Annotated in this window: 24 protein-coding genes; 16 read left to right on the forward strand and 8 right to left on the reverse strand. The window is 68.6% G+C overall.

Annotated elements, in window-relative coordinates:
* Positions 1–39: 39 nt before the first annotated feature.
* Positions 40–606 carry a YIP1 family protein gene (locus D1793_RS05550; RefSeq protein ID WP_110069496.1) on the reverse strand — a complete coding sequence of 189 codons (567 nt, stop codon included), beginning with the start codon at positions 604–606 and terminating at the stop codon, positions 40–42.
* A gap of 163 nt (positions 607–769) precedes the next feature.
* On the opposite strand from D1793_RS05550, the gene D1793_RS05555 reads away from it, so the two are divergent.
* The gene (locus D1793_RS05555) at positions 770–1186 is read left to right on the forward strand and encodes a MarR family winged helix-turn-helix transcriptional regulator (protein WP_119021262.1); all 417 of its coding nucleotides are present in this window, start codon (positions 770–772) and stop codon (positions 1184–1186) included.
* A 39-nt stretch (positions 1187–1225) separates the two neighbouring features.
* Here D1793_RS05555 and D1793_RS05560 read toward each other — a convergent pair whose 3' ends face one another.
* Entirely contained in the window at positions 1226–2434 is a 1209-nt protein-coding gene (locus D1793_RS05560; RefSeq protein ID WP_119021263.1) for a cytochrome D1 domain-containing protein, read from the reverse strand.
* Between the two features lie 18 nt (positions 2435–2452).
* On the reverse strand, positions 2453–2803 hold the full coding sequence (locus D1793_RS05565; RefSeq protein ID WP_119021264.1) for a cytochrome c: 351 nt from the start codon (positions 2801–2803) through the stop codon (positions 2453–2455).
* Between the two features lie 235 nt (positions 2804–3038).
* Between D1793_RS05565 and D1793_RS05570 the strand changes: the two genes are divergently transcribed.
* The 15 genes from D1793_RS05570 to D1793_RS05640 all read left to right on the forward strand — a co-directional run bounded on the left by D1793_RS05570 (position 3039) and on the right by D1793_RS05640 (position 16112).
* A complete protein-coding gene (locus D1793_RS05570) occupies positions 3039–3512 on the forward strand; it encodes an Lrp/AsnC family transcriptional regulator (RefSeq protein WP_119021265.1) in 474 nt (157 codons plus the stop codon).
* On the forward strand, positions 3509–4027 hold the full coding sequence (locus D1793_RS05575) for an Lrp/AsnC family transcriptional regulator (protein ID WP_119021266.1): 519 nt from the start codon (positions 3509–3511) through the stop codon (positions 4025–4027). Before D1793_RS05570 ends, D1793_RS05575 begins: the two co-directional genes overlap by 4 nt.
* On the forward strand, positions 4024–4548 hold the full coding sequence (locus tag D1793_RS05580; RefSeq protein ID WP_240407783.1) for an AsnC family transcriptional regulator: 525 nt from the start codon (positions 4024–4026) through the stop codon (positions 4546–4548). The genes D1793_RS05575 and D1793_RS05580 overlap by 4 nt, the downstream gene beginning before the upstream one ends.
* On the forward strand, positions 4523–5071 hold the full coding sequence (locus D1793_RS05585) for an Lrp/AsnC family transcriptional regulator (RefSeq protein WP_119021267.1): 549 nt from the start codon (positions 4523–4525) through the stop codon (positions 5069–5071). The genes D1793_RS05580 and D1793_RS05585 overlap by 26 nt, the downstream gene beginning before the upstream one ends.
* Before the next feature lie 3 nt (positions 5072–5074).
* Entirely contained in the window at positions 5075–6274 is a 1200-nt protein-coding gene (nirJ, locus tag D1793_RS05590; RefSeq protein WP_119021268.1) for a heme d1 biosynthesis radical SAM protein NirJ, read from the forward strand.
* A 45-nt stretch (positions 6275–6319) separates the two neighbouring features.
* Positions 6320–7186, forward strand: coding sequence for a uroporphyrinogen-III C-methyltransferase (gene cobA / locus D1793_RS05595; RefSeq protein ID WP_119021269.1), 867 nt, complete (start codon positions 6320–6322; stop codon positions 7184–7186).
* The gene (locus tag D1793_RS05600) at positions 7183–8718 is read left to right on the forward strand and encodes a nitrite reductase (protein WP_240407784.1); all 1536 of its coding nucleotides are present in this window, start codon (positions 7183–7185) and stop codon (positions 8716–8718) included. The genes cobA and D1793_RS05600 overlap by 4 nt, the downstream gene beginning before the upstream one ends.
* Positions 8719–8820: 102 nt before the next feature.
* Positions 8821–10017 carry an NnrS family protein gene (locus tag D1793_RS05605; protein ID WP_119021270.1) on the forward strand — a complete coding sequence of 399 codons (1197 nt, stop codon included), beginning with the start codon at positions 8821–8823 and terminating at the stop codon, positions 10015–10017.
* A gap of 19 nt (positions 10018–10036) precedes the next feature.
* Positions 10037–10432, forward strand: coding sequence for a SirB2 family protein (locus D1793_RS05610; RefSeq protein ID WP_205527635.1), 396 nt, complete (start codon positions 10037–10039; stop codon positions 10430–10432).
* Positions 10433–10538: 106 nt separating this feature from the next.
* Positions 10539–10856, forward strand: coding sequence for a carboxymuconolactone decarboxylase family protein (locus D1793_RS05615; protein ID WP_119021271.1), 318 nt, complete (start codon positions 10539–10541; stop codon positions 10854–10856).
* 222 nt (positions 10857–11078) lie between these two features.
* A complete protein-coding gene (locus D1793_RS05620) occupies positions 11079–11525 on the forward strand; it encodes a cytochrome c (RefSeq protein WP_119021272.1) in 447 nt (148 codons plus the stop codon).
* A 49-nt stretch (positions 11526–11574) separates the two neighbouring features.
* Positions 11575–12921 carry a cbb3-type cytochrome c oxidase subunit I gene (locus D1793_RS05625; RefSeq protein WP_119021273.1) on the forward strand — a complete coding sequence of 449 codons (1347 nt, stop codon included), beginning with the start codon at positions 11575–11577 and terminating at the stop codon, positions 12919–12921.
* A gap of 59 nt (positions 12922–12980) precedes the next feature.
* Entirely contained in the window at positions 12981–13790 is an 810-nt protein-coding gene (locus D1793_RS05630) for a CbbQ/NirQ/NorQ/GpvN family protein (RefSeq protein WP_119021274.1), read from the forward strand.
* A 156-nt stretch (positions 13791–13946) separates the two neighbouring features.
* Positions 13947–15887, forward strand: a complete 1941-nt coding sequence (locus D1793_RS05635; protein WP_119021275.1) for a VWA domain-containing protein — start codon at positions 13947–13949, stop codon at positions 15885–15887.
* 12 nt (positions 15888–15899) lie between these two features.
* Positions 15900–16112, forward strand: a complete 213-nt coding sequence (locus tag D1793_RS05640; protein WP_240407785.1) for a hypothetical protein — start codon at positions 15900–15902, stop codon at positions 16110–16112.
* Between the two features lie 91 nt (positions 16113–16203).
* Here the strand turns inward: D1793_RS05640 and D1793_RS05645 are convergent, their stop codons facing one another.
* From D1793_RS05645 to D1793_RS05665, 5 genes are all read right to left on the reverse strand, one after another.
* Positions 16204–16515 (reverse strand): cytochrome C oxidase subunit IV family protein, encoded by a 312-nt coding sequence (locus D1793_RS05645; RefSeq protein ID WP_119021276.1) that lies wholly within the window; start codon positions 16513–16515, stop codon positions 16204–16206.
* Between the two features lie 4 nt (positions 16516–16519).
* Positions 16520–17122 (reverse strand): cytochrome c oxidase subunit 3, encoded by a 603-nt coding sequence (locus D1793_RS05650; RefSeq protein WP_119021277.1) that lies wholly within the window; start codon positions 17120–17122, stop codon positions 16520–16522.
* A 59-nt stretch (positions 17123–17181) separates the two neighbouring features.
* Complete coding sequence (locus D1793_RS05655) at positions 17182–17748, reverse strand: hypothetical protein (RefSeq protein ID WP_119021278.1); 567 nt, start codon at positions 17746–17748, stop codon at positions 17182–17184.
* Positions 17749–17760: 12 nt separating this feature from the next.
* Positions 17761–18183: a hypothetical protein gene (locus D1793_RS05660; RefSeq protein ID WP_119021279.1), complete on the reverse strand. Its 423-nt coding sequence runs from the start codon at positions 18181–18183 to the stop codon at positions 17761–17763.
* Positions 18184–18352: 169 nt separating this feature from the next.
* The gene (locus D1793_RS05665) at positions 18353–19852 is read right to left on the reverse strand and encodes an MFS transporter (protein WP_119021280.1); all 1500 of its coding nucleotides are present in this window, start codon (positions 19850–19852) and stop codon (positions 18353–18355) included.
* Positions 19853–19891 lie beyond the last annotated feature (39 nt).

Below are 19891 nucleotides of genomic sequence, written 5' to 3' on the forward strand. Positions count from 1 at the left end.
TCGCTACCCCCCTGCCCTGGTACAGGATGTCGCACCGGGTCAGTAGGCCCAGACGATGGCCATCAAGAGGCCCCAGGCCAGCACCCCGGCGGCCATGATGGTGTAGGTCGCCGACATGGCCACGATGTCCTCGTCCGTTCGGCGGCAGAGGGCCTGAAGGCCGTGATAGATCAGGCTGCAGGAGATGCCCAGGGCCACCAGCACCGCCAGGGCGTTGAGCAGCAGGCTGGGGATCAGCAGCACGATCGCTGAGGACCACAGCGGCAGCGGGGCCAGGGCGGCCAGCAGGTAGGCGTCGTGGTAGTCGATCGAGAGCTCGCGGGTGCCATTGACCACGGCGTGGATCAGCCAGCCCATCACGAAGAAGGTCAGCAGCTCCGCCAGGAACAGGATGGTGGTGATGAAGCGCCACTCCCGGTCGGCGAAGCCGGCGACGAAGGCGTCCCCGTAGTGGGTACCGGCGTAGTAGAGCATCAGCGGGGGCAGCAGCGACATCGGGAAGACGATGGCCCAGGCCAGCAGCGGAATGGAGGGGCGGCGCTGCTGCAGCTCCTTCCAGCCGACGCTGCGGGTGAAGGGCAGGCGGACGACGGTGATCAGGTTCATGGCGCTTTCCCCCTGTTGGTTCGGGCCGGTCCCCCGGTGTGGCGAGCCGAAGATTGCGGGGCCGCATCGAGGCGTTTAATATCATGTTATGATATGTGTGCCTTAACAGTTAGTGCTCGGCGCGTGACCTGTCAAGGCCCGTGAAGCAGGAGAAGGAGCTTTCATGACCGAGGGTGAGCGGTTGACCAAGCAGGACTTCCAGCGGCTATCGCATTTTCGCTATCAGCTGCGCTGCTTCCTGCGTCAGAGCGAGGACATCTGTCGTGAGCACGGCGTAACGCCGCTGCAGTATCAGCTGCTGCTGCATCTCAAGGGCTTCGAGCGGCGAGAGTGGGCGACGGTGGGTGAACTGGCCGAGCGCCTGCAGGCCAAGCACCACGGCACGGTGGCGCTGATCGACCGCTGCGAGGAGTCCGGCCTGGTGGTGAGGCGCCCGGGACGCGAAGACCGGCGTCGAATCGAGGTCCACCTGCTGGCGAAGGGCGCCGAGCTGGCCGAACGGATCGCCGAGAGGCACCAGCCGGAGCTTCGCCATCTTCAGGAGGAGTTTCAGCTGCCGGGGTGGCCCCGGCTGCCCTGACCGTCTGAACCGGGGGCGCTCGCCCCCGCGTGGCTGCCGCTACAGGCCGATACGGTGGGCCCGGTGGGTGAAGAAGATGCCGCTGGGCGACTGGGCCGGCAGGCGGGCCAGCTCCTCGAAGGTGCGGGTGTCGTAGACCACGACGTGGCCGCTGTCCCGGGCGGAGATCCAGATATGCTCGCCGCGGGGGGTGAACTCCTTGTGCAGGATCGACTCGCCGGGGGAGAGCGTCTCGATCACCTCAAGGGTGCGGGTATCGATCACCTGGACCCGGTCGTTGTCGGGGTGGGCGAAGGTGACCCACACCTGCTGCTCGTCGGGGCGGCTCATCACGAAGATCGGCTGGCCGTGCACCTCGATGCGCTCGCTCAGCGACCAGTCGCGGGTATCGGCCACCAGCACCTCGTTGCGGCCCACGGCGGGGAAGAAGGCCTGGTCGCCGGCCATGGCCCAGCCCTCCAAGTGGGGCATCTTGTAGACCGGCAGGCGCTCCTCGCCGCGGCCGTAGTCGGGCAGGATGCGCTGCACGCCCTTCTCCGGGTGCCACAGGTCGAGCAGCGCCATGCCGTCCTCGCCGAACAGGCCGGCGATGTAGTAGCGCCCGTTGGCGGTGATCAGGGCGTCGTAGGGCATGCTGCCCACGTCGCGATAGCGGGTCACCTCGGGCTCATCGCTGGACATGTCGAGGGTCCAGATCTCGCCTGCCTCGAACAGGCTGAAGACGAACATGTTGCCCGGCACGTCCACCACGCCCACCACCTTGGCCTGGTCGGTGGTGCCGTCGGGTTTCTCGTAGGTGGCCGGCACGTCGATGACCAGCTCCATGGTCTCGACGTCGAACACCTTCACGCCGCCCGGCTCGTAGTTGCCCACCGCCACGAAGCGGCCGTCCTGGGAGATGGCGCCGCCGATGCTGTTGCCGCCCTGGATGATGCGTCCGTCGATCTCGCCGGTGAGCAGGTCGAGCCGGGTAAGGCCGCCGTCGCGGCCGAAGACGAAGGCGTGGCGGGCGTCGCGGGTGAACTTCACCGAGGCGTGGGAGAGGTCGCCGAAGCCATCGACGTGCCTGAGCACCGTCTTGTGGGTGGTGTCGACCAGCGCCACGCTGCCGGTGGCGCGCTCGATCACCACGCCCAGGTCGCCGGTGCCGCGCAGCTCCACGGCGGGTTCGGCCAGGGCAGGGCCGGCGGCCAGCAGCGACAGGGCGCCAGCGGCGAGCAGGGTCTTGAAGGGGCGGTGCAACGGCATGGCGGTCTCCTCGGGGGATCAGTCGTCCAGGGTCTTCAGGCGGTTGTCGGTCTGCAGGTGCTCGGCGATCCAGCGCGCCTCCTCCTCGCTGAGCAGCGCCTTCCAGCCGGGCATGGCGCTACCGGGGATGCCGTGGCGGATGATGTGCGTCAGCGCCTCGGGGCTCAGGGTCTGCATGCGGTCGCGGGGCAGGGCGGGGCCGAGGCCGCCGCGCAGGGTCATGCCGTGGCAGGAGCCGCAGTCCTGGTAGAGCAGGGTCTCCAGGCGCTCGGGGTTCAGGGCGTCGGCGTCCCGGCTCTCCGCCTGGACCACCTGGGGCTGCAGCCAGGCCAGGCCGAGTAACAGCAGGGGAAGGGCTCTCTTGGGCATATCGGGGCTCGCAGGAGGTGGCTGACGGATACCCGAGTCTCGCCGTCCGGGCGGCGCTCTGCGTTGATGAATATCAAGCCGCGGCGCCGTTGCGAAGGGGATCGGGTCATAAAAGGGCATTCCGCATGCCTCTTTTGACTTGCGTCAACCACCGCGGAGTTCTCCGCTTGCGGGGTTCGGGCTGCAGGTAAGATGCTCGAGAAAGGCATCTTAAAAGCGCCACGAGGAGCGCCCCATGGTCACACTCGCCCCCCTGGACCGCCAACTGATCGACGCCTACCAGCGCGGCCTGCCGGTCTGCGAGCGGCCCTTCGCCGCCATGGCGGCGCGCCTGGGCAGCAGCGAGGCGGAGGTGCTCGAGCGCCTGGCACGCCTGGCGGATCTCGAGGTGCTCAGCCGAGTGGGGCCGGTGTTCGACCACGCCCGGGCCGGTGCCAGCCTGCTGGCCGCGGTGGCGGCGCCCGGTCCCTCGCGCGATGCCGTGGCGGAGGCGATCAACCGCGCCCCCGGCGTCAACCACAACTACCTGCGCGAGCACGACTTCAACCTCTGGTTCGTGATGACCGCGCCGGACGAGGCGGTCCTCGAGGCTCGCCTCGATGCCCTGGAGGCGGAGCTCGAGCGCGAGATCCTGCGCCTGCCGATGCTCGAGGGGTTCCATATCGACCTCGGCTTCCCGATCCCCTGGCATGAACTGGAGGCGCCATGAACGCCCGACAGCCGGTTTCCGCCTGCGCAGAGCCCCTCGCCGAGCGCCGCCTGCGCGCCCTGGTCGAGCAGGGGCTGCCGCTGGTGCCGCGCCCCTGGCAGGCGCTGGCCGAGCAGTGCGGCCTGAGCGAAGCGCAGGTGATGGCCTGCGTGTGCCGCTGGCAGGCCGAGGGGCTGGTCAAGCGCCTCGGCCTGGTGGTGCGCCACCGCGCCCTGGGCATCACCGCCAACGCCATGGTGGTGTGGGACGTGCCCGACGACGAGGTGGCCGACCTGGGCCGACGCCTGGCCGACGAGCCCGTCGTGACCCTCTGCTACCGCCGGCCGCGGCGCCTGCCCGACTGGCCCTACAACCTGTTCTGCATGATCCACGGCACGCGCCGCGAGCGCGTGCTTAGCGCCCTCGACGAGGTCGTCGAGCGCCAGGCGCTGCAGGCCATCCCCCACCGCGTGCTGTTCAGCCTCAAGGCCTACCGCCAGCACGGCGGCCGCTATACCGCCGAGGAGCGCCCATGACCGCCATGCCCGCCACCACCCCACGCTCGCCCGCCGCCGCTACACGCCAGCCCGCCGCCGCTGGGCCGGCCGCCGAGCTGGACGCCGCCGATCGGCGCCTGATCAACCGGCTGCAGGATGGCCTGCCGCTGGTGGCGGCGCCCTATGCCGTCGTGGCCGCGGAGCTCGACCTCTCCGAGGGCGAGCTGCTCTACCGCCTGGAGCGGCTGCTGGAGGCGGGGGTGCTCAGCCGCTTCGGCCCCATGTACCACGCCGAGCGCCTCGGCGGCGGCCTGACCCTGGCCGCCCTGGCGGTCCCGGAGCCGGACTTCGAGGCGGTCGTGGAGGCGGTCAACGCCTTTCCCGAGGTGGCCCACAACTACCGCCGCGAGCACGCGCTCAACATGTGGTTCGTGCTGGCCACCGAGACGCCGCAGCGCATCCAGGAAGTGATCGACGAGATCGAGGCCGCGACCGGCCTGCCCGTCTTCAACATGCCCAAGCAGGAGGAATTCCATGTCCGTCTCCACCTGCCCGTCTGAGTCGTCCTCGCTGCTCGACGCCACCGATCGCGCCATCGTGCTGGCCACCCAGGCCGGCCTGCCCCTGGTGCCCGACCCCTGGGGCGCGGTGGGCCGGCCGCTGGGGCTCGGCGCCGAAGAGGTTCGGGCTCGCCTGGCTCGCATGCAGGAGGTGGGCATCGTGCGCCGCGTCGCGGCGGTGCCCAACCATTACCGGCTCGGCTACGTGGCCAACGGCATGACGGTGTGGGACGTGGACGACGCCCACATCGACCGCCTGGGCCGCGAGGTGGCGACCCTGCCCGGGGTCAGCCACTGCTACCGCCGCCCGCGCCACCTTCCCGACTGGCCCTACAACCTCTTTGCCATGCTCCACGGCCACACCCGGGAGGAGGTCGAGCGCCAGGCTGAAGCGCTGCGCACGCTGCTCGGCGAGGCCTGCCGCGACCACCGCATCCTCTACAGCTCCCGCATTCTCAAGAAGACCGGCCTGCGACTGGCCGGCCGACCCGGTGCCGGGCGAAAGCCCGAGCCCAGGAGGTAAGCCATGTTTCGCGTCACCCGCTATATCAAGAGCCTGATGGAGCCGACCCCGATCCCGACGGCCCGCAAGCCGCCGGGGCCGGTGGTGATCTGGAACCTGATCCGCCGCTGCAACCTCACCTGCAAGCACTGCTACACCACCTCGGCCGACATCGACTTCGCCGGCGAGCTCTCCACCGCCGAGGCCCATGCGGTGCTCGACGACCTCAAGGGCTTCCGGGTGCCGGCGCTGATCCTCTCCGGCGGCGAGCCGCTGATGCGCCCGGACATCTTCGAGCTGTCGCGGCGCGCCCGGGAGCTGGGCATCTACACTGGGCTCTCCACCAACGGCACCCTGATCGACGAGTCCAACATCGACGCGATCGCCGCCATCGGCTACGACTACGTGGGCATCAGCATCGATGGCCTGGAGGCCACCCACGACGTCATCCGCCAGCGCCAGGGCGCCTTCCGCGAGTCGATGCACGCGGTGAAGCTGTGCAAGGAGCGCGGCATCAAGGTGGGGCTGCGCTTCACCCTGACCCGCGAGAACTACGAGCAGCTCGGCGACATCCTGGCACTGATCGAGGAACACGACGTCGACAAGTTCTACCTCTCGCACCTCAACTACGGCGGCCGCGGCCGGCGCCACAGCAAGCAGGACGCCTGGTACCGCATGACCCGCGATGCCATGACCCGGCTCTTCGACCACTGCCGCGACGAGCTCGAGCGCGGCGTGGAGCGCGAGTACGTCACCGGCAACAACGACGCCGACGGCCCCTTCCTGCTGATGTGGGCCCGGGAGCACTTCCCCGACCAGGCCGACGCCCTGCGCCATCGGCTGGTCAACTGGGGCGGCAACGCCTCGGGCGAGCATATCGCCAACATCGACAACCTCGGCAACGTCCACCCGGATACCTTCTGGTGGGACCACGACCTCGGCAACGTCCGGGAGCGGCCCTTCTCCGCGATCTGGCGCGACACCACAGACCCCCTGGTGGCGGGCTTCCGCCAGCGGCCGCGGCCGCTCAAGGGGCGCTGCGCCGAGTGTCGCTTCCTCGACATCTGCAACGGCAACACCCGGGTGCGGGCCTGGAAGGTGACCGGGGACCCCTGGGAAGAGGATCCCGGCTGCTACCTCACCAACGAGGAGATCGGCGCCAGTGCCGACGGCGAGCGGCGGGTGTCGGCACCCTACGAGGCCATTCAGGCCACCGAGCTCTGAACGTCGAGCGAGAATTCAGACCGTGATGCTCCGGGAGAGCGAGCCATGACAGCATTCCGACACAACCAGACCTGCCACTTCGGCCTCGACGAGGCGCCGCTGGCGCCGGGCGAGGTCGCCATCGTGGGCGCCGGCCCGGGCGATCCCGGCCTCCTGACCCTGCGCGCCCTGTCGCTGCTGCAGCAGGCCGATTGCCTGGTGTTCGACCGGCTGGTCTCCGCCGAGATCCTCGCCATGGCCAGGCCCGAGGCGCGCCGCTACTACGTGGGCAAGGCCTCGCGCTGCCACGCCCTGACCCAGGACGAGACCAACGCCCTGCTGGTGCGGCTGGCCGGCGAGGGCCAGCGGGTGCTGCGTCTCAAGGGCGGCGACCCCTATATCTTCGGCCGCGGCGGCGAGGAGGCCGAGTACCTGATCGAGCACGGCATCGGCTTCCGGGTGGTGCCGGGCATCACCTCGGCCTCGGGCTGCTCCAGCTACGCCGGCTTCCCGCTGACCCACCGCGACTACGCCCAGAGCGTCACCTTCGTCACCGGCCACTGCAAGGGCGACCGGGACCTGGCCCTCGACTGGGCGGCCCTGGCGGTGCCCCATCACACCACGGTGTTCTACATGGGGCTGGCCAACGCCGAGCTGATCCGCCGCGAGCTGCAGGCCCACGGCATGCCCGCCGAGACACCGGTGGCGCTGGTGGAGCGCGGCACCACGCCGGAGCAGCGCCACGTGCTGGCCACCCTGGGCGACCTGGTGGAGGTGATCGAGCGCGAGGCGTTCCGGCCGCCGACCCTGATCGTGGTGGGCGAGGTGGTCAGCCTGGCCGAGACCCTGGCGCCGGCCATGACCCGCCTGGCCCGGAAGCCGGAAGACGCCATCGACGCCCTGGCGCACGGGATGGGGAGGGTGGCGCTGTGAGACACGCCGTGACGACCCTGCGCACCCTGCTGCTGGGCGGCCTGCTGGCCGCCCCCGCCCTGCCGCTGATGGCCGCGGAGCCCGATGCCAACGTGCTCTACAACCATCACTGCGCGATCTGCCACGGCGTCAGCCGGCTGGGGGGTATCGGGCCGGCGCTGCTGCCCGACAACCTCTCGCGGCTCAAGGCCGACGAGGCGTTTTCGGTGATCCGGGACGGCCGCCCGGCCACCCAGATGCCGGCCTACCGCGAGCTGCTCTCGGAGGAGGAGGTGGCGGCCCTGGCCGAGTGGATCTTCACGCCGCCGGACCACGAGCCCCGCTGGGAGGAGGCCGATATCCTGGCCAGCCACGAGCTCTCCCACCCCTACGGCAGCCTGCCCGACGCCCCGGTGTTCGAGGTCGAGGATCTCAAGAACCTCTTCCTGGTGGTGGAGATCGGCGACCACCACGTCAGCCTGCTGGACGGCGACACCTTCGAGCGCATCACCCGCTTCCCCAGTCGCTATGCGCTGCACGGCGGACCCAAGTACAGCCCGGATGGCCGCTACGTCTACTTCGGCTCCCGGGACGGCTGGGTGACCAAGTACGACATCTACAACCTGGCGGTGACCGCCGAGGTGCGCGCCGGCATCAACATGCGCAATATCGCCGTCTCCGCCGACGGGCGCTACGTGCTGGCGGGCAACTACCTGCCCCACAGCCTGGTGCTGCTCGATGCCCGCGACCTCGAGCTGATCGCGGTGATCCCGGTGGAGGGTCTCGATGGCGAGTCCTCCCGGGTCAGTGCCGTCTATACCGCCCCGCCCCGCAACAGCTTTGTGGCGGCCCTGCGCGACATTCCCGAGGTGTGGGAGATCCGTTGGCCCGAAGAGCGAGCCGCGGGCGACGAGGCCATCGTCGGCGACTTCGCCCTGCACCGCATGGAGGCCCCCGACTACCTGGACGACTTCTTCTTCGACCAGGAGTACCGCTATATCGTGGGGGCGGCCCGCGGCGGCCAGGGTGGCCAGGTCTTCGACATGGACGAGGAGCGCAAGGTGGCCGACCTGCCCCTGGAGGGCATGCCGCACCTGGGCGCCGGCATCACCTGGGAGCTGGACGGCCGCCGGGTGATGGCGATCCCCCACATCGACAAGGGGCAGGTCTCGGTGTTCGACATGACCGACTGGTCGCTGATCACCCATATCGAGACCGACGGCCCCGGGTTCTTCATGCGCAGCCACGAGAACTCCCCCTACGCCTGGGTGGATGTCTTCTTCGGCCCCAACCACGACCGCATCCACGTCATCGACAAGCAGACGCTGGAGATCGTCGAGACGCTGATCCCGGAACCGGGCAAGACCGCCGCCCACGTGGAGTTCGACCGCCGCGGCGAGACCCTGCTGCTGAGCATCTGGGACGACGACGGCTACCTGCTGTGGCTTGACGGCAACACCCTGGAGGAGCTCGGCCGCATGCCCATGAAGCGCCCCTCCGGCAAGTACAACGTCTGGAACAAGACCCAGTACGAGGAGGGCACCAGCCACTGAGCCGGCCAGGATAAGAAGCATTCTTGATACCTGTCATGGCCCCGGTGCCTCAGGGCGAGGCACAATGGGTCAACTCCAAGTGCAACCCTCGGGACAGCTGCCATGACGTCACCCCAACCCGAGCCGGCCGGCATCCCCGTCACCCGGCTCGCCTTCCGCCCCCTCTTCCTGCTCGCCTCGCTGTTCAGCGTGCTGGCCATGGTGGTGTGGTTCGCCTTCTGGCACGGCGATATCCTGCTGCGCCCCCACGGCGGGCTGATGTGGTGGCACCAGCACGAGATGATCTTCGGCTTCGGCGCCGCCGTGGCGGTGGGCTTCCTGCTCACCGCGGCGCAGAACTGGACCGGCCAGCCGAGCCTGCGGGGCGCGCCGCTGCTGGGCCTGGTCGGCATCTGGCTGGCGGCCCGGCTGCTGATCGCCTTCCCCATGGGGCTGCCCGCCGGGGTACTGATGGCCATCGACCTGGCCTTCCTGCCCCTGGCCGCCCTGGCGCTGGCGCGCATGGTGGTGGCGGTGCGCCAGTGGCGCAACCTGGTCTTCGTGCCGCTGCTGCTGCTGATGGCGGTGGCCAACCTGGCCATGCACCTGGGGGTGATGCGCGGCCAGCTGCCGCCGATCCGCGAGGGCGGCTACCTGGGGGTACTGCTGATCGCTACCCTGATGGTGCTGCTGGGCGGCCGGGTCATCCCCTTCTTCACCTCCCGCAAGCTGGGGCGTGCCAAGCCGGCCGACTGGCCGATGCTCGAGCGCCTCTCGCTGTGGACCATCTACGCGGTGGTGCTGCTGCAGCTGGCGGTGGTGCTCGGTGTCGTGCTGCCGGCGGGCCTGCTGGGCTGGACGATGCTGGTGGCGGCCGCCGCCAACGGCGTGCGCCTGGCCCGCTGGGAGGGATGGCGCACCCTGCACGAGCCGCTGCTCTGGGGGCTGCACCTGAGCTATGCCTTCATCGTGGTGGGGCTGGTGATGTGGGCCCTGGCCCAGACCGGGGTGTTCCGGGTGGAGCTGGCGCTGCATGCCCTGGCCATCGGCGGCATCGCCTCCATGATGCTGGCGATGATGTCCCGGGTGGCGCTCGGCCATACCGGCCGCGAGATCCGCACCCTGCCGGGCATCGGCGTGGGGCTTGTGCTGATGTTCGCCGGCGCCTTGCTGCGCTCGCCGGTGCTGGCGATGTTTCCCCAGATCACCCACTGGACCTACAACCTCAGCATCCTGTTCTGGTGCATCGCCTACCTGATCTTCCTGTTCCACTACACGCTGCCGCTGCTGACCACCCGCGCGGATGGCAAGGACGGCTAGGCTTTCAGCGAGGTTCGAGATGATCGAGCACTACTTCCTGATCAAGCATCTGCATATCACCACCGCCACCCTGAGCCTGCTGTTCTTCGTGGTGCGGGCCTGGTGGTCGGTGCGCGAGTCGCCCTGGCTCCAGCGCCGCTGGGTCAGGGTGCTGCCCCACGTCAACGACACCCTGCTGCTGACCCTTGGCGTGCTGCTGATGGTGATGCTCAGGATGTGGCCCCAGCACCACCCCTGGCTTGCCGCCAAGCTGATCGCCCTGCTGCTCTACATCGGCCTGGGCACCCTGGCGATCAAGCGCGGGCGCAGCCCCGCGGTGCGCGGGGGCGCGGCCCTGGCAGCGGTGGCCACCTTCGCCTACATGCTGGGGGCGGCGCTGCACAACAGCCCGCTCTCCTGGCTGGCGGCCGGCTGAGGCGCGGCATGACGCCGGGGGCCGGAGCTCACTATACTGGTGGCTATACTCCCGCTTGGGCGCCGACCTTCCCCGGCACCCACTCCAGCACACAAGGAGCGATTCGATGAGCCAAGAGCAACTTCCCGCCGGCGCCGGCAAGGTCGCCGAGCAGTACCCCGAGGTGTGGGACGCCTATGCCGAGCTGGGTAAGGCCTGCGCCGAGGCCGGGCCCCTGGATGAGCGCACCCGCCGCCTGGTCAAGCTGGCGCTGGCCGTGGGCGCGCGCTCCGAGGGGGCGGTGCACTCCCACGCCCGCCGCGGCCTGGAGGAGGGTGAGTCACCCGAGGCGCTCAAGCAGGTGGCCATGCTGGCCATCCCGACCCTGGGCCTGCCCATCGGCGTGGCGGCCCTGACCTGGATCGAGGATCTCACCGAGAAGTGATCCCCGGCCGGCAGTGCGCTGCCGGCCCTACCTATCCCGCCGGGTCTGGCAAGCCTTGCCAAGATGATTCGGCCTCCTCCCTATTGACCCTCGTCAAAGTCATGGACGCGTCCTCACTGCTACTCTTTAACATGCATGGAGAATGCATATTAAGGGGGCGGAGGCGGCCGGCACCATCGGTCGTTTTCCACAAGAAGACAGACTAGCAAGGGGGTATGGTCCATGACCGAAGGCCTGACAAAGGCAGCGGCCCGCAACATCTTCTATGGCGGGTCGCTGTTCTTCTTCCTGGTGTTTGCCGCGCTGACGGCTCACAGCCACTACTACATCGTCAACACCTCGACCCAGCCGCTCACGGACTCCGTGCGGCTGGGCAAGCACGTATGGGAGGAGCACAACTGCATCAACTGCCACACCATCCTCGGTGAAGGCTCCTACTTCGCACCGGAAGTCGGCAACGTCTGGACCCGCTACGGCGGCCACCAGAACCCCGAGGGCGCCCGCATGGCGCTGGCGGCCTGGATGCGCGCCCAGCCCACCGGAGCACCGAACCGTCGTCAGATGCCCTACTTCGAGATCAACGACGAAGAGATGGAGGCACTGATCGATTTCTTCGAGTGGACCGACTCCATCGACACCCAGGGCTGGCCGCCCCATCCGGCCGGTTGATCCGGACCCATGACACAGCCGGATTCCAGAACCAAGGAGAGCCGCACCGATGAAATATGAAACGCAGAAGGTGGCCCTGCCATTCTTCATGGTCGCGATGGCGCTGTTCGCGCTGCAGATCGTCTTCGGTCTCGCTGCCGCCGCCGCCTATGTCTGGCCTCACTTCATGTCCGAGGCCATGCCCTTCAACATCACCCGTACCAGCCATACCAACCTGCTGATCGTCTGGCTGCTGATCGGCTTCATGGGCTGCACCTACTACCTGATGCCCGAGGAGGCCGAGAACGAGATCTACAGCCCCAACCTCGCCTACCTGCAGCTGGGCCTGTTCGCCATCGCCGGCGCCGGCGCGCTGATCAGCTACCAGTTCGGCATCCACGAGGGGCGCCACTACCTCGAGCAACCGCTCTGGTCGAAGCTCCTGATCACGGTCTCGTTCTTGATGTTCCTGTTCAATACCAGCCTGACCATGCTCAAGGGGCGCAAGACGGCCATCAACATGGTGCTGATGCTGGGCCTCTGGCTGGCCGCCGTGTTCTGGCTGTTCGCCTTCTACAACCCCGACAACCTGGCGCTGGACAAGCTGTGGTGGTGGTGGATCGTCCACATCTGGGTGGAAGGCGTGTGGGAGCTGATCATGGCCTCCCTGCTCGGGTACCTGCTGATCAAGATGACCGGCGTGGACCGCGAGATCATCGAGAAGTGGCTCTACGTCATCGTCGGCCTGGCGCTCTTCTCCGGCCTGCTGGGCACCGGTCACCACTACTACTGGATCGGCACCCCCGGCTACTGGCAGCCCATCGGCAGCATCTTCTCCACGCTTGAGGTGATCCCCTTCTTCGCCATGGTGGTGTTCGCCTTCTACATGTTCTGGAAGGGCAACCGCAACCACCCCAACAAGGCCGCCATGCTGTGGACCATGGGCTGTGCCGCCGTGGCCTTCTTCGGCGCCGGCGTGTGGGGCTTCATGCACACCCTGTCGTGGATCAACTACTACACCCACGGCACGCAGGTCACCGCAGCCCACGGCCACCTGGCCTTCTACGGCGCCTACGTGATGCTGATCATGGGCATCATCACCTACGCCATGCCGCAGCTCCGTCGCGTGCAGCCCTACAACCAGGTGCTGAACATGTGGGCCTTCTGGATCATGACCTCCGCCATGTGGTTCATGACCTTCACCCTGACCTTCGCAGGTGTCGTCCAGACCCACCTGCAGCGGGTGCTCGGCATGAACTTCATGCAGGTCCAGGACCAACTGGATCTCTTCTACGTGATGCGTTTCGGTACCGGCATCTTCGTCGGCATCGCCGCGCTGATGTTCATCTACGCGGTCTTCGGGCCGGCGCGTGAGCAGGTGCCCGCCACCAGCAGGCCGCTGACCGCTACCGAGTAAGGCCCCGGCGGGCCGCGGCGGTCGCCGTGGCCCGCTTCCTTCGGCTTCTGGAGTGACTCATGACCCACATCGCACCCCTGCCCGAGCTCGACCAGGAGGCACCCTTCTACCAGCCGGTCGGCAACGAGTGTGCCCTCTTCGAGCAGGCCTACCAGCAGCGCCTGCCGCTGCTGCTCAAGGGCCCCACCGGCTGCGGCAAGACGCGCTTCGTCAGCCACATGGCGGCCAAGCTGGGTCGACCGCTCTACACCGTGTCCTGTCACGACGATCTCACTGCCGCCGACCTCACCGGTCGCTACCTGCTCCAGGGTGGCGAGACCCGTTGGGTCGACGGCCCGCTGACCCGCGCCGTGCGCGAGGGTGGCATCTGCTATCTCGACGAGGTGGTCGAGGCGCGCAAGGACGTCACCGTGGTGCTGCACCCGCTCACCGACGACCGCCGCCTGCTGCCCCTGGAGCGCACCGGGGAACTCCTCGAGGCGCCCGACGACTTCATGCTGGTGGTCTCCTACAACCCCGGCTACCAGCACATTCTCAAGTCCCTGAAGCCCAGTACCCGCCAGCGCTTCGTGGCGATGTCCTTCGACTTCCCGCCCCCCGCGGTGGAGTGCGGCATCGTGGCCCGCGAGAGCGGCCTGCCCCATGAGCGCTGCGCCGCCCTGGTCAACCTGGCCACCCGCCTGCGCGAGCTCAAGGGCCAGGACCTGGAGGAGGGGGTCTCCACCCGCCTGCTGGTCTACTGCGCCACCCTGATCCAGGCCGGCATGCCGATCCTGACCGCCGCTCGGGCCACCCTGGTGGAGCCCCTGACCGACGACCTGGACGTCCAGGAAGGGCTTATGGAAGCAATCAACGCCACTTTCGGCTGAGGAAGCACTGACACATTACTGCGCTCGATATCCTGCCCTCCGGCGGTGCTCGGAATCCTCATGTAGCAGGCTACACTCCGGTTCCTGCGCTCCGGCTGCGACCAGCCTATCTTCGCTCGTGACATGTCTCAGCGCTTCCTTGATAGGAGAAACGCCATGCTGCACTTTCTCGAGGTCGAGGAGTTCGTCGGCCGCCACTGGCACCGCTGGGCCTCCGGTGCGGCAAGCTATAAGCGCTACCCGGAGGCCGCCGTGGCCCTGGAGGAGCTGCGCCACGTGCTCGGGGTCTTCTTCCGTGCCAGCGGTGGCGAGAGCGGCCTGGAGGTCGCCGCCATCGTGGCGCGCAGCTCCGCGCATCGCCTCTCGCTGCGCCAGCGCCTCGGCTTCGATGACGAAGCCATCGACCAGGCGCGGCGCGACGAGGAGGCGCTGCTGCTGCCGCCGACCCTGGACCTCTTTCCCGAGGAGCGCCTCAACCGCGACCTCTACTTCTGGCTGACCGCCTTCCTGGCGGTCTCCCGGCATCCGGGCCTTCACGTCGACCCGCTGCAGAATGACCTGGCGCGGCTGCGCGAGGGGATGCGCGCCACCGAGGCGGCCCTCGCGCGCTTTCCGGGCCTCGCCGGGCGCTATCGCGACCTCTGCGCGGCCCTGCTGGCGGTCCGCCCGGTGCGCCGCAAGCTGCCGCCCATGGAGCAGGCCCTGGAGGCCACGCTGCGCGCCCTGCTGGGGGATGACTCCCCCCTGGAGGGCTGGGCCGCCTCCATGGCGGCGGCCGTGGCCGACCCGGAGGCATCACTCGAGGCGTTCCAGGCGCCGCGGGGCTATCGTCCCCCGCTGCCGGTCCCCCTGTGGGGCCAGGTGGTGCACCTGGGCGTGGGCCACGGCCGCGAGGAGAGCGACGAGGACCCCCATGACGGCGAGACCAACAGCGCCCAGCAGGCCAGCGAGGGCAAGCGCAAGGCGGAGCGCCGCCGCCAGGACCAGTCGGAGCGCGACGACCCACTGATCGCCAACCGCTTCGAGAAGATGCTCTCCTGGACCGAGATGGTGAACCTCAACCGCCTGGTGGAGGACAACGAGGACGAGGAGGCCAAGCGCGCCGCCGAGCAGATCGAGGAGATCGTCATCAGCCCGCACAAGCAGCGGGCGGCGACCCGGCTCAAGGTCGACCTCGACCTGCCGCCGGACGAGGCGCTGGGCGAGCGGCTGCGCGGCAAGCAGCTCTACCCCGAGTGGAACTACCGCAAGCAGTGCTATCTGCCCGACCACTGCCAGGTGATCACCGACCTGCAGAGCGAGGAGGGCGAGCAGTGGGAGCCGGACGACGCCACTCGGCGGCGCATCCGCCGGGTGCGCCGGGAGTTCGAGGCGCTGCGTCCGCGCCGCGAGATCCTGCGCGGCCAGGTCGACGGCAACGAGCTCGACATGGACGCCGTGATCCGTTCCCGCTGCGACCTGGCCGCCACCGGCGAGGCCAGCGACCGCCTCTACATGACGGCCCGCGAGCAGGCCCGCGACCTGGCGGTGGATATCCTGGTGGATGTCTCCCTCTCCACCGATGCCTGGCTGGACGATCGCCGGGTGCTCGACGTGGAGAAGGAGGCGCTGATGGTGCTGGGTCATGGCCTGGCCGGCTGCGGCGACGACTACGCCATCCACTGCTTCACCTCCCACCGTCGCCAGAAGGTGTGGGTCAACACCCTCAAGACCTTCGAGGAGGGCATGAGCGAGCGGGTGGCGCGGCGCATCTCGGCGCTGAAGCCGGGCCACTACACCCGCATGGGGCCGGCGATCCGCCACGTGACCGGGGAGCTGGCCAAGCGCCCCAACCGCCATCGCCTGCTGCTGGTGATCACCGACGGCAAGCCCAACGATACCGACTACTACGAGGGGCGCTACGGCATCGAGGACACCCGCAAGGCGGTGCTCGAGGCGCGCCAGCAGGAGGTGCGGGTGTTCGGCGTCACCGTGGACCGCGAGGCGCACCAGTATGTCTCGCACCTGTTCGGCCGCGGCAGCTACGCCATCGTCAATCGGCCCGAGCACCTGGCCCTGGCGCTGCCGGGCATCTACCGCCAGATCATCGGCCACTGAGGAGCGACCATCATGAGCAACGCCGCCGTGCCGAATCGCCGTCCCGCCATTGCCGTCGCCGTGGGCCTGCTGGTCGCCCTGGCGGTGATCACCCCGCTGGCCTGGCTGATCAACACCCGCGACTGGGGCATCCTGGTGATGTTCGTGGTGCCCTTCGCCGTCTGGGGACTGATCTGGCTGGGGCGCCGCCTGGCCGACTGGGCCGGCGTCGGCCCGCCGCCCTGAAGGCTCACCCTTACTGCCGCAGTAACGAGAAGCGCCGCCCGTGATGGGCGGCGCTTTTCGTTACAGGCTTCCGCGACAGCGAGAGGCTAGTTCAAGCCGCCTGGGCTACCAGGTAGCCGGCGCCCACCAGCAGCAGGGTGAAGAGGGTGAGGCCGGTAAAGGCGCCGCGCCAGGCCGGCGTCGAGGCGTGAAGACCCAGGTAGACCATCAGCACCCGATGGGCCTTGAAGAAGGTGGTGGCCAGCAGCAGGCCCGCCGACCACAGCGGCAGCGCCTCGAGGCGCGCCTCGCCGGCCAGCCGGGCCGAGGCCATGGTGATCAGGGTCAGGCCCATCAGCACCGCCCAGGTGATCAGCAGCCCGCGGGTGGCGCCATCGGGGGCGGCCTTCGTCGAGACATTCATCGGCTTACCTCAGCAGGTAGAGGATCGGGTAGAGCAGGATCCAGATCAGATCGACCATGTGCCAGAAGGCGGCGGCGGTCTCCACGTTGTCGTGGGAGACCTTCCAGGCCACCAGGGCGATCAGCCCCAGGCCGAAGAGCACATGGGCGAAGTGGAAGCCGGTCAGCAGGTAGTAGAAGGTGAAGAAGGTGTTGGTCTCGGGCATGAGCCCCTGGCCGAGCTTGTCGGCGTACTCCACCACCTTGACCACGCAGAACACCACCCCCAGCGCAAAGGCCCCGCCCAGCCACTGGCGGCAGCGGCGAACCTCTCCTGCGGCGATGGCCTGGCACGCCAGGGCGGCGAACAGGCCGCTGGTCAGCAGCACCAGGGTGTTGAGGCCGCCGGCCACCGGGTCGAGCAGCTGCTGGGAGGCATCGAACACCTCGCGCTCGGCGGCCCGCAGCCAGGCGAACATGCCGAAGAAGGCGGCAAACACCAGCATCTCGCTCAGGATCAGCACCCACATCAGCGGGTTGCCCGGCAGCGCCGAGAGCGGCCCCCAGCCCGGGTTGGGCAGCGGGCGCTCCCGGCCGGCGTCCTGTTCGCTCCGCTCGGCCCTTTCCATGTCAGCCCTGTCCATTTCAGCCCTATCCACGTCGGCCCTCCATGTCGGCCCTTGTCATCTCAGCCCTCGGCGGGGAGGGGCGTGCGCTCGAATTCGGCGCGCACCGCCGGGGTGGTCAGCTTCCAGCCGGCCCAGGCGAACAGTGCGGTGAGCAGGGTGGCGAAGAGGATCAGCCCGCCGAGCAGGCCGATCAGACCGGCCACCGGGTCCTCGACGTTGACCGCCTCGGTGGTGGCGGTGTCCGGCAGCAGGCTGAAGGTCAGCGGCGTCAGGGCCGCGCCGCCCAGCACGCCGACGAAGCCCGCCGCCATCAGGGCGATGAAGGCGCGCCGCGCCCAGGGCAGGCGGCGCAGCAGGGCGACGGCCAGACCCAGGGTGATCAGGGCGCCGAGCAGCAGCAGGCTGGCGACCCGGGTGCTGCGCTCGATCATCCAGGCCACGCCCCCGGTCAGCCCGCCGCTGCCGGCATCGACGCCCAGGGTCATGGCCAGGGCATCGCCCGGGGCGCGGCTCAGGATCACCAGCAGCAGGGTGGCGAGGGCAAACAGGATGAAGCCCCAGGCCAGGCCGGTCACGGCAGGGGAGCGCGGCACGGATGGCCGGTGCGATAGCGTGGTGTGCGTCATGGTGGGGCTCCGTCAGTCATCGAGGCGAACGGCGGCACCGCCGAACAGCAGGCTGCGCGGGTTGTCGACGGGGCGCGCGGCCATCAGCCGCTGGATGCCGACGCCGCAGCGCGCGATGGTCCAGATCAGGCAGGCGGTGAAGAAGCCGTAGCCCAGCACCCAGGAGGCCCAGGCGGGGGCGCCGACCCAGCCCAGCAGGTTCCAGGCCGCCAGGGCGATGGCGCCGCCCAGGGCCCCCAGCCAGAAGGTGCGGATCTGGAACAGCAGGTGGCTGTCGGCCATGGGGGGGACGCGACCGTGGCGGATATGGGCGATCAGCACCCCGATGGGGGCGGTGATCACCGCCATGATGCTGCCCAGGTAGAGCACGTAGATGGCCGCGGCCAGGCCACGGCCCCGGGTGTCGGGTGCGAGGGTGGTGTCGGTGTGGGACATGTCGCCTTGGCTCCTGTCGAGTGCTGCCTGATTTGATGCATTCTGGATACTACTATGACGCCCGAGTCCCCCGGCGTCTTTGTCGGAAATCAAGGTCGCGGCCGGTGAGGCCGGAAACGGCTGCGCCCGGCGGGGCCGGGCGCAGCGGGTCGGGTGGTGGGCGTGAGCGTCAGGCCTTGCCTTCCGCCTTCAGCTGCTCCTGCTCCTCGATCATCTTGTCCACCGAGGAGAGGTAGTACTCGTCGGCGAAGCCGCTCTCCGGCTCCTTGAGCCAGATGAAGCAGACCAGCCAGCTGAAGAAGGCGCCCGCCGCCAGGATGTAGAAGAACTGGGTCGGGGTGACGAAGGTGAAGAGGGTCAGGTAGACCACCGCCCCCACGTTGCCGTAGGCGCCGGCCATGCCGGAGATCTGACCGGTGATGCGGCGCTTGATCGAGGGGATGATGCCGAAGGTGGCGCCCTCGGAGCCCTGCACGAAGAAGGAGGTGAAGATGGTGATGGCGATGGCCAGGATCAGCGGCCAGGTCTCGTTCATCATGCCCATCAGGGTGAAGCCGATGCCGATGCCGAACATGTAGCTGAGCATCACGAAGCGCCGGTTGCCCATGCGATCGGAGACCGCGCCGCCCATGGGGCGCGCCACCAGGTTGACGAAGGCGAAGGACGAGGCGATCAGGCCGGCGGCCGCGGCGGTCAGCCCCCAGGTCTGCTCGAAGAACATCGGCAGCATGGAGATCACCGCCAGCTCCGCGCCGAAGTTGGCGAAGTAGGTGGTATTCAGCGCGGCCACGCTGTTGAAGTGGTACTTGTCGTCCTCCGGCACGCCCTTCTTCAGGATCGGCACGTTGACGCGAATGATCTGCACCACCTGATAGATGACGATGGCCAGGATCGCCAGGTAGGCGATCACCGCCGCGGTGGTGGACATGAAGCCCATGTCCTGGATCCGCCACACCAGGATGGCCAGACAGCCCACCAGCGGGATGGTCCACAGGATCAGCTTGATCATGTCGCCCCAGCTGCTGACCTCCATGGCCATCGCCTTGCGGGTCTTGCGGTGGGAGGTGGCGGAGGGGCCGTCGGTGATGGCGAACCAGTAGTAGACGCCGTAGGCGGCCATCACGAAGGCGCTCTGGGCGATGGCCCAGCGCCAGCCCTCGTCGCCGCCGTACCAGACGATGGCGATGGTGGGCAGGGTCATGGCGGCGGCGGCGGAGCCGAAGTTGCCCCAGCCGGCGTAGAAGCCCTCGGCGAAGCCGATGTGCTTGGGCTTGAACCACAGCGCGGTCATGTGGATGCCGACCACGAAGCTGGCGCCGATGGAGCTCAGCACCAGGCGCGCGACCAGCAGCTGGGTGAAGGTGTTGCCGAAGGCGAAGGCCAGGGCCGGGATCGCCATGGTCACCATCAGGATCGAGAAGACCCGGCGGGGGCCGAAGCGGTCCAGCGCCATGCCGACGATGATGCGCGCCGGGATGGTCAGCGCCACGTTGCAGATGGCAAAGAGGCGGATATGGTCCTGGGTCAGCCAGTCGACGTCGCGCAGCATGCTGGTGGCCAGCGGTGCCATGTTGAACCAGACGTAGAAGGTGATGAAGAACGCGATCCAGGTCAGGTGCAGGGCCCTGATCTCCGGGGTGCGAACCTTGAAGAGGTCGGCGACTTTCATGATGGGGTCATCCTTTAAGCGAAGGACGTGATGACACTG

Source organism: Halomonas sp. JS92-SW72 (genome assembly GCF_003547075.1).
Classification (GTDB): domain Bacteria; phylum Pseudomonadota; class Gammaproteobacteria; order Pseudomonadales; family Halomonadaceae; genus Halomonas; species Halomonas alkalicola.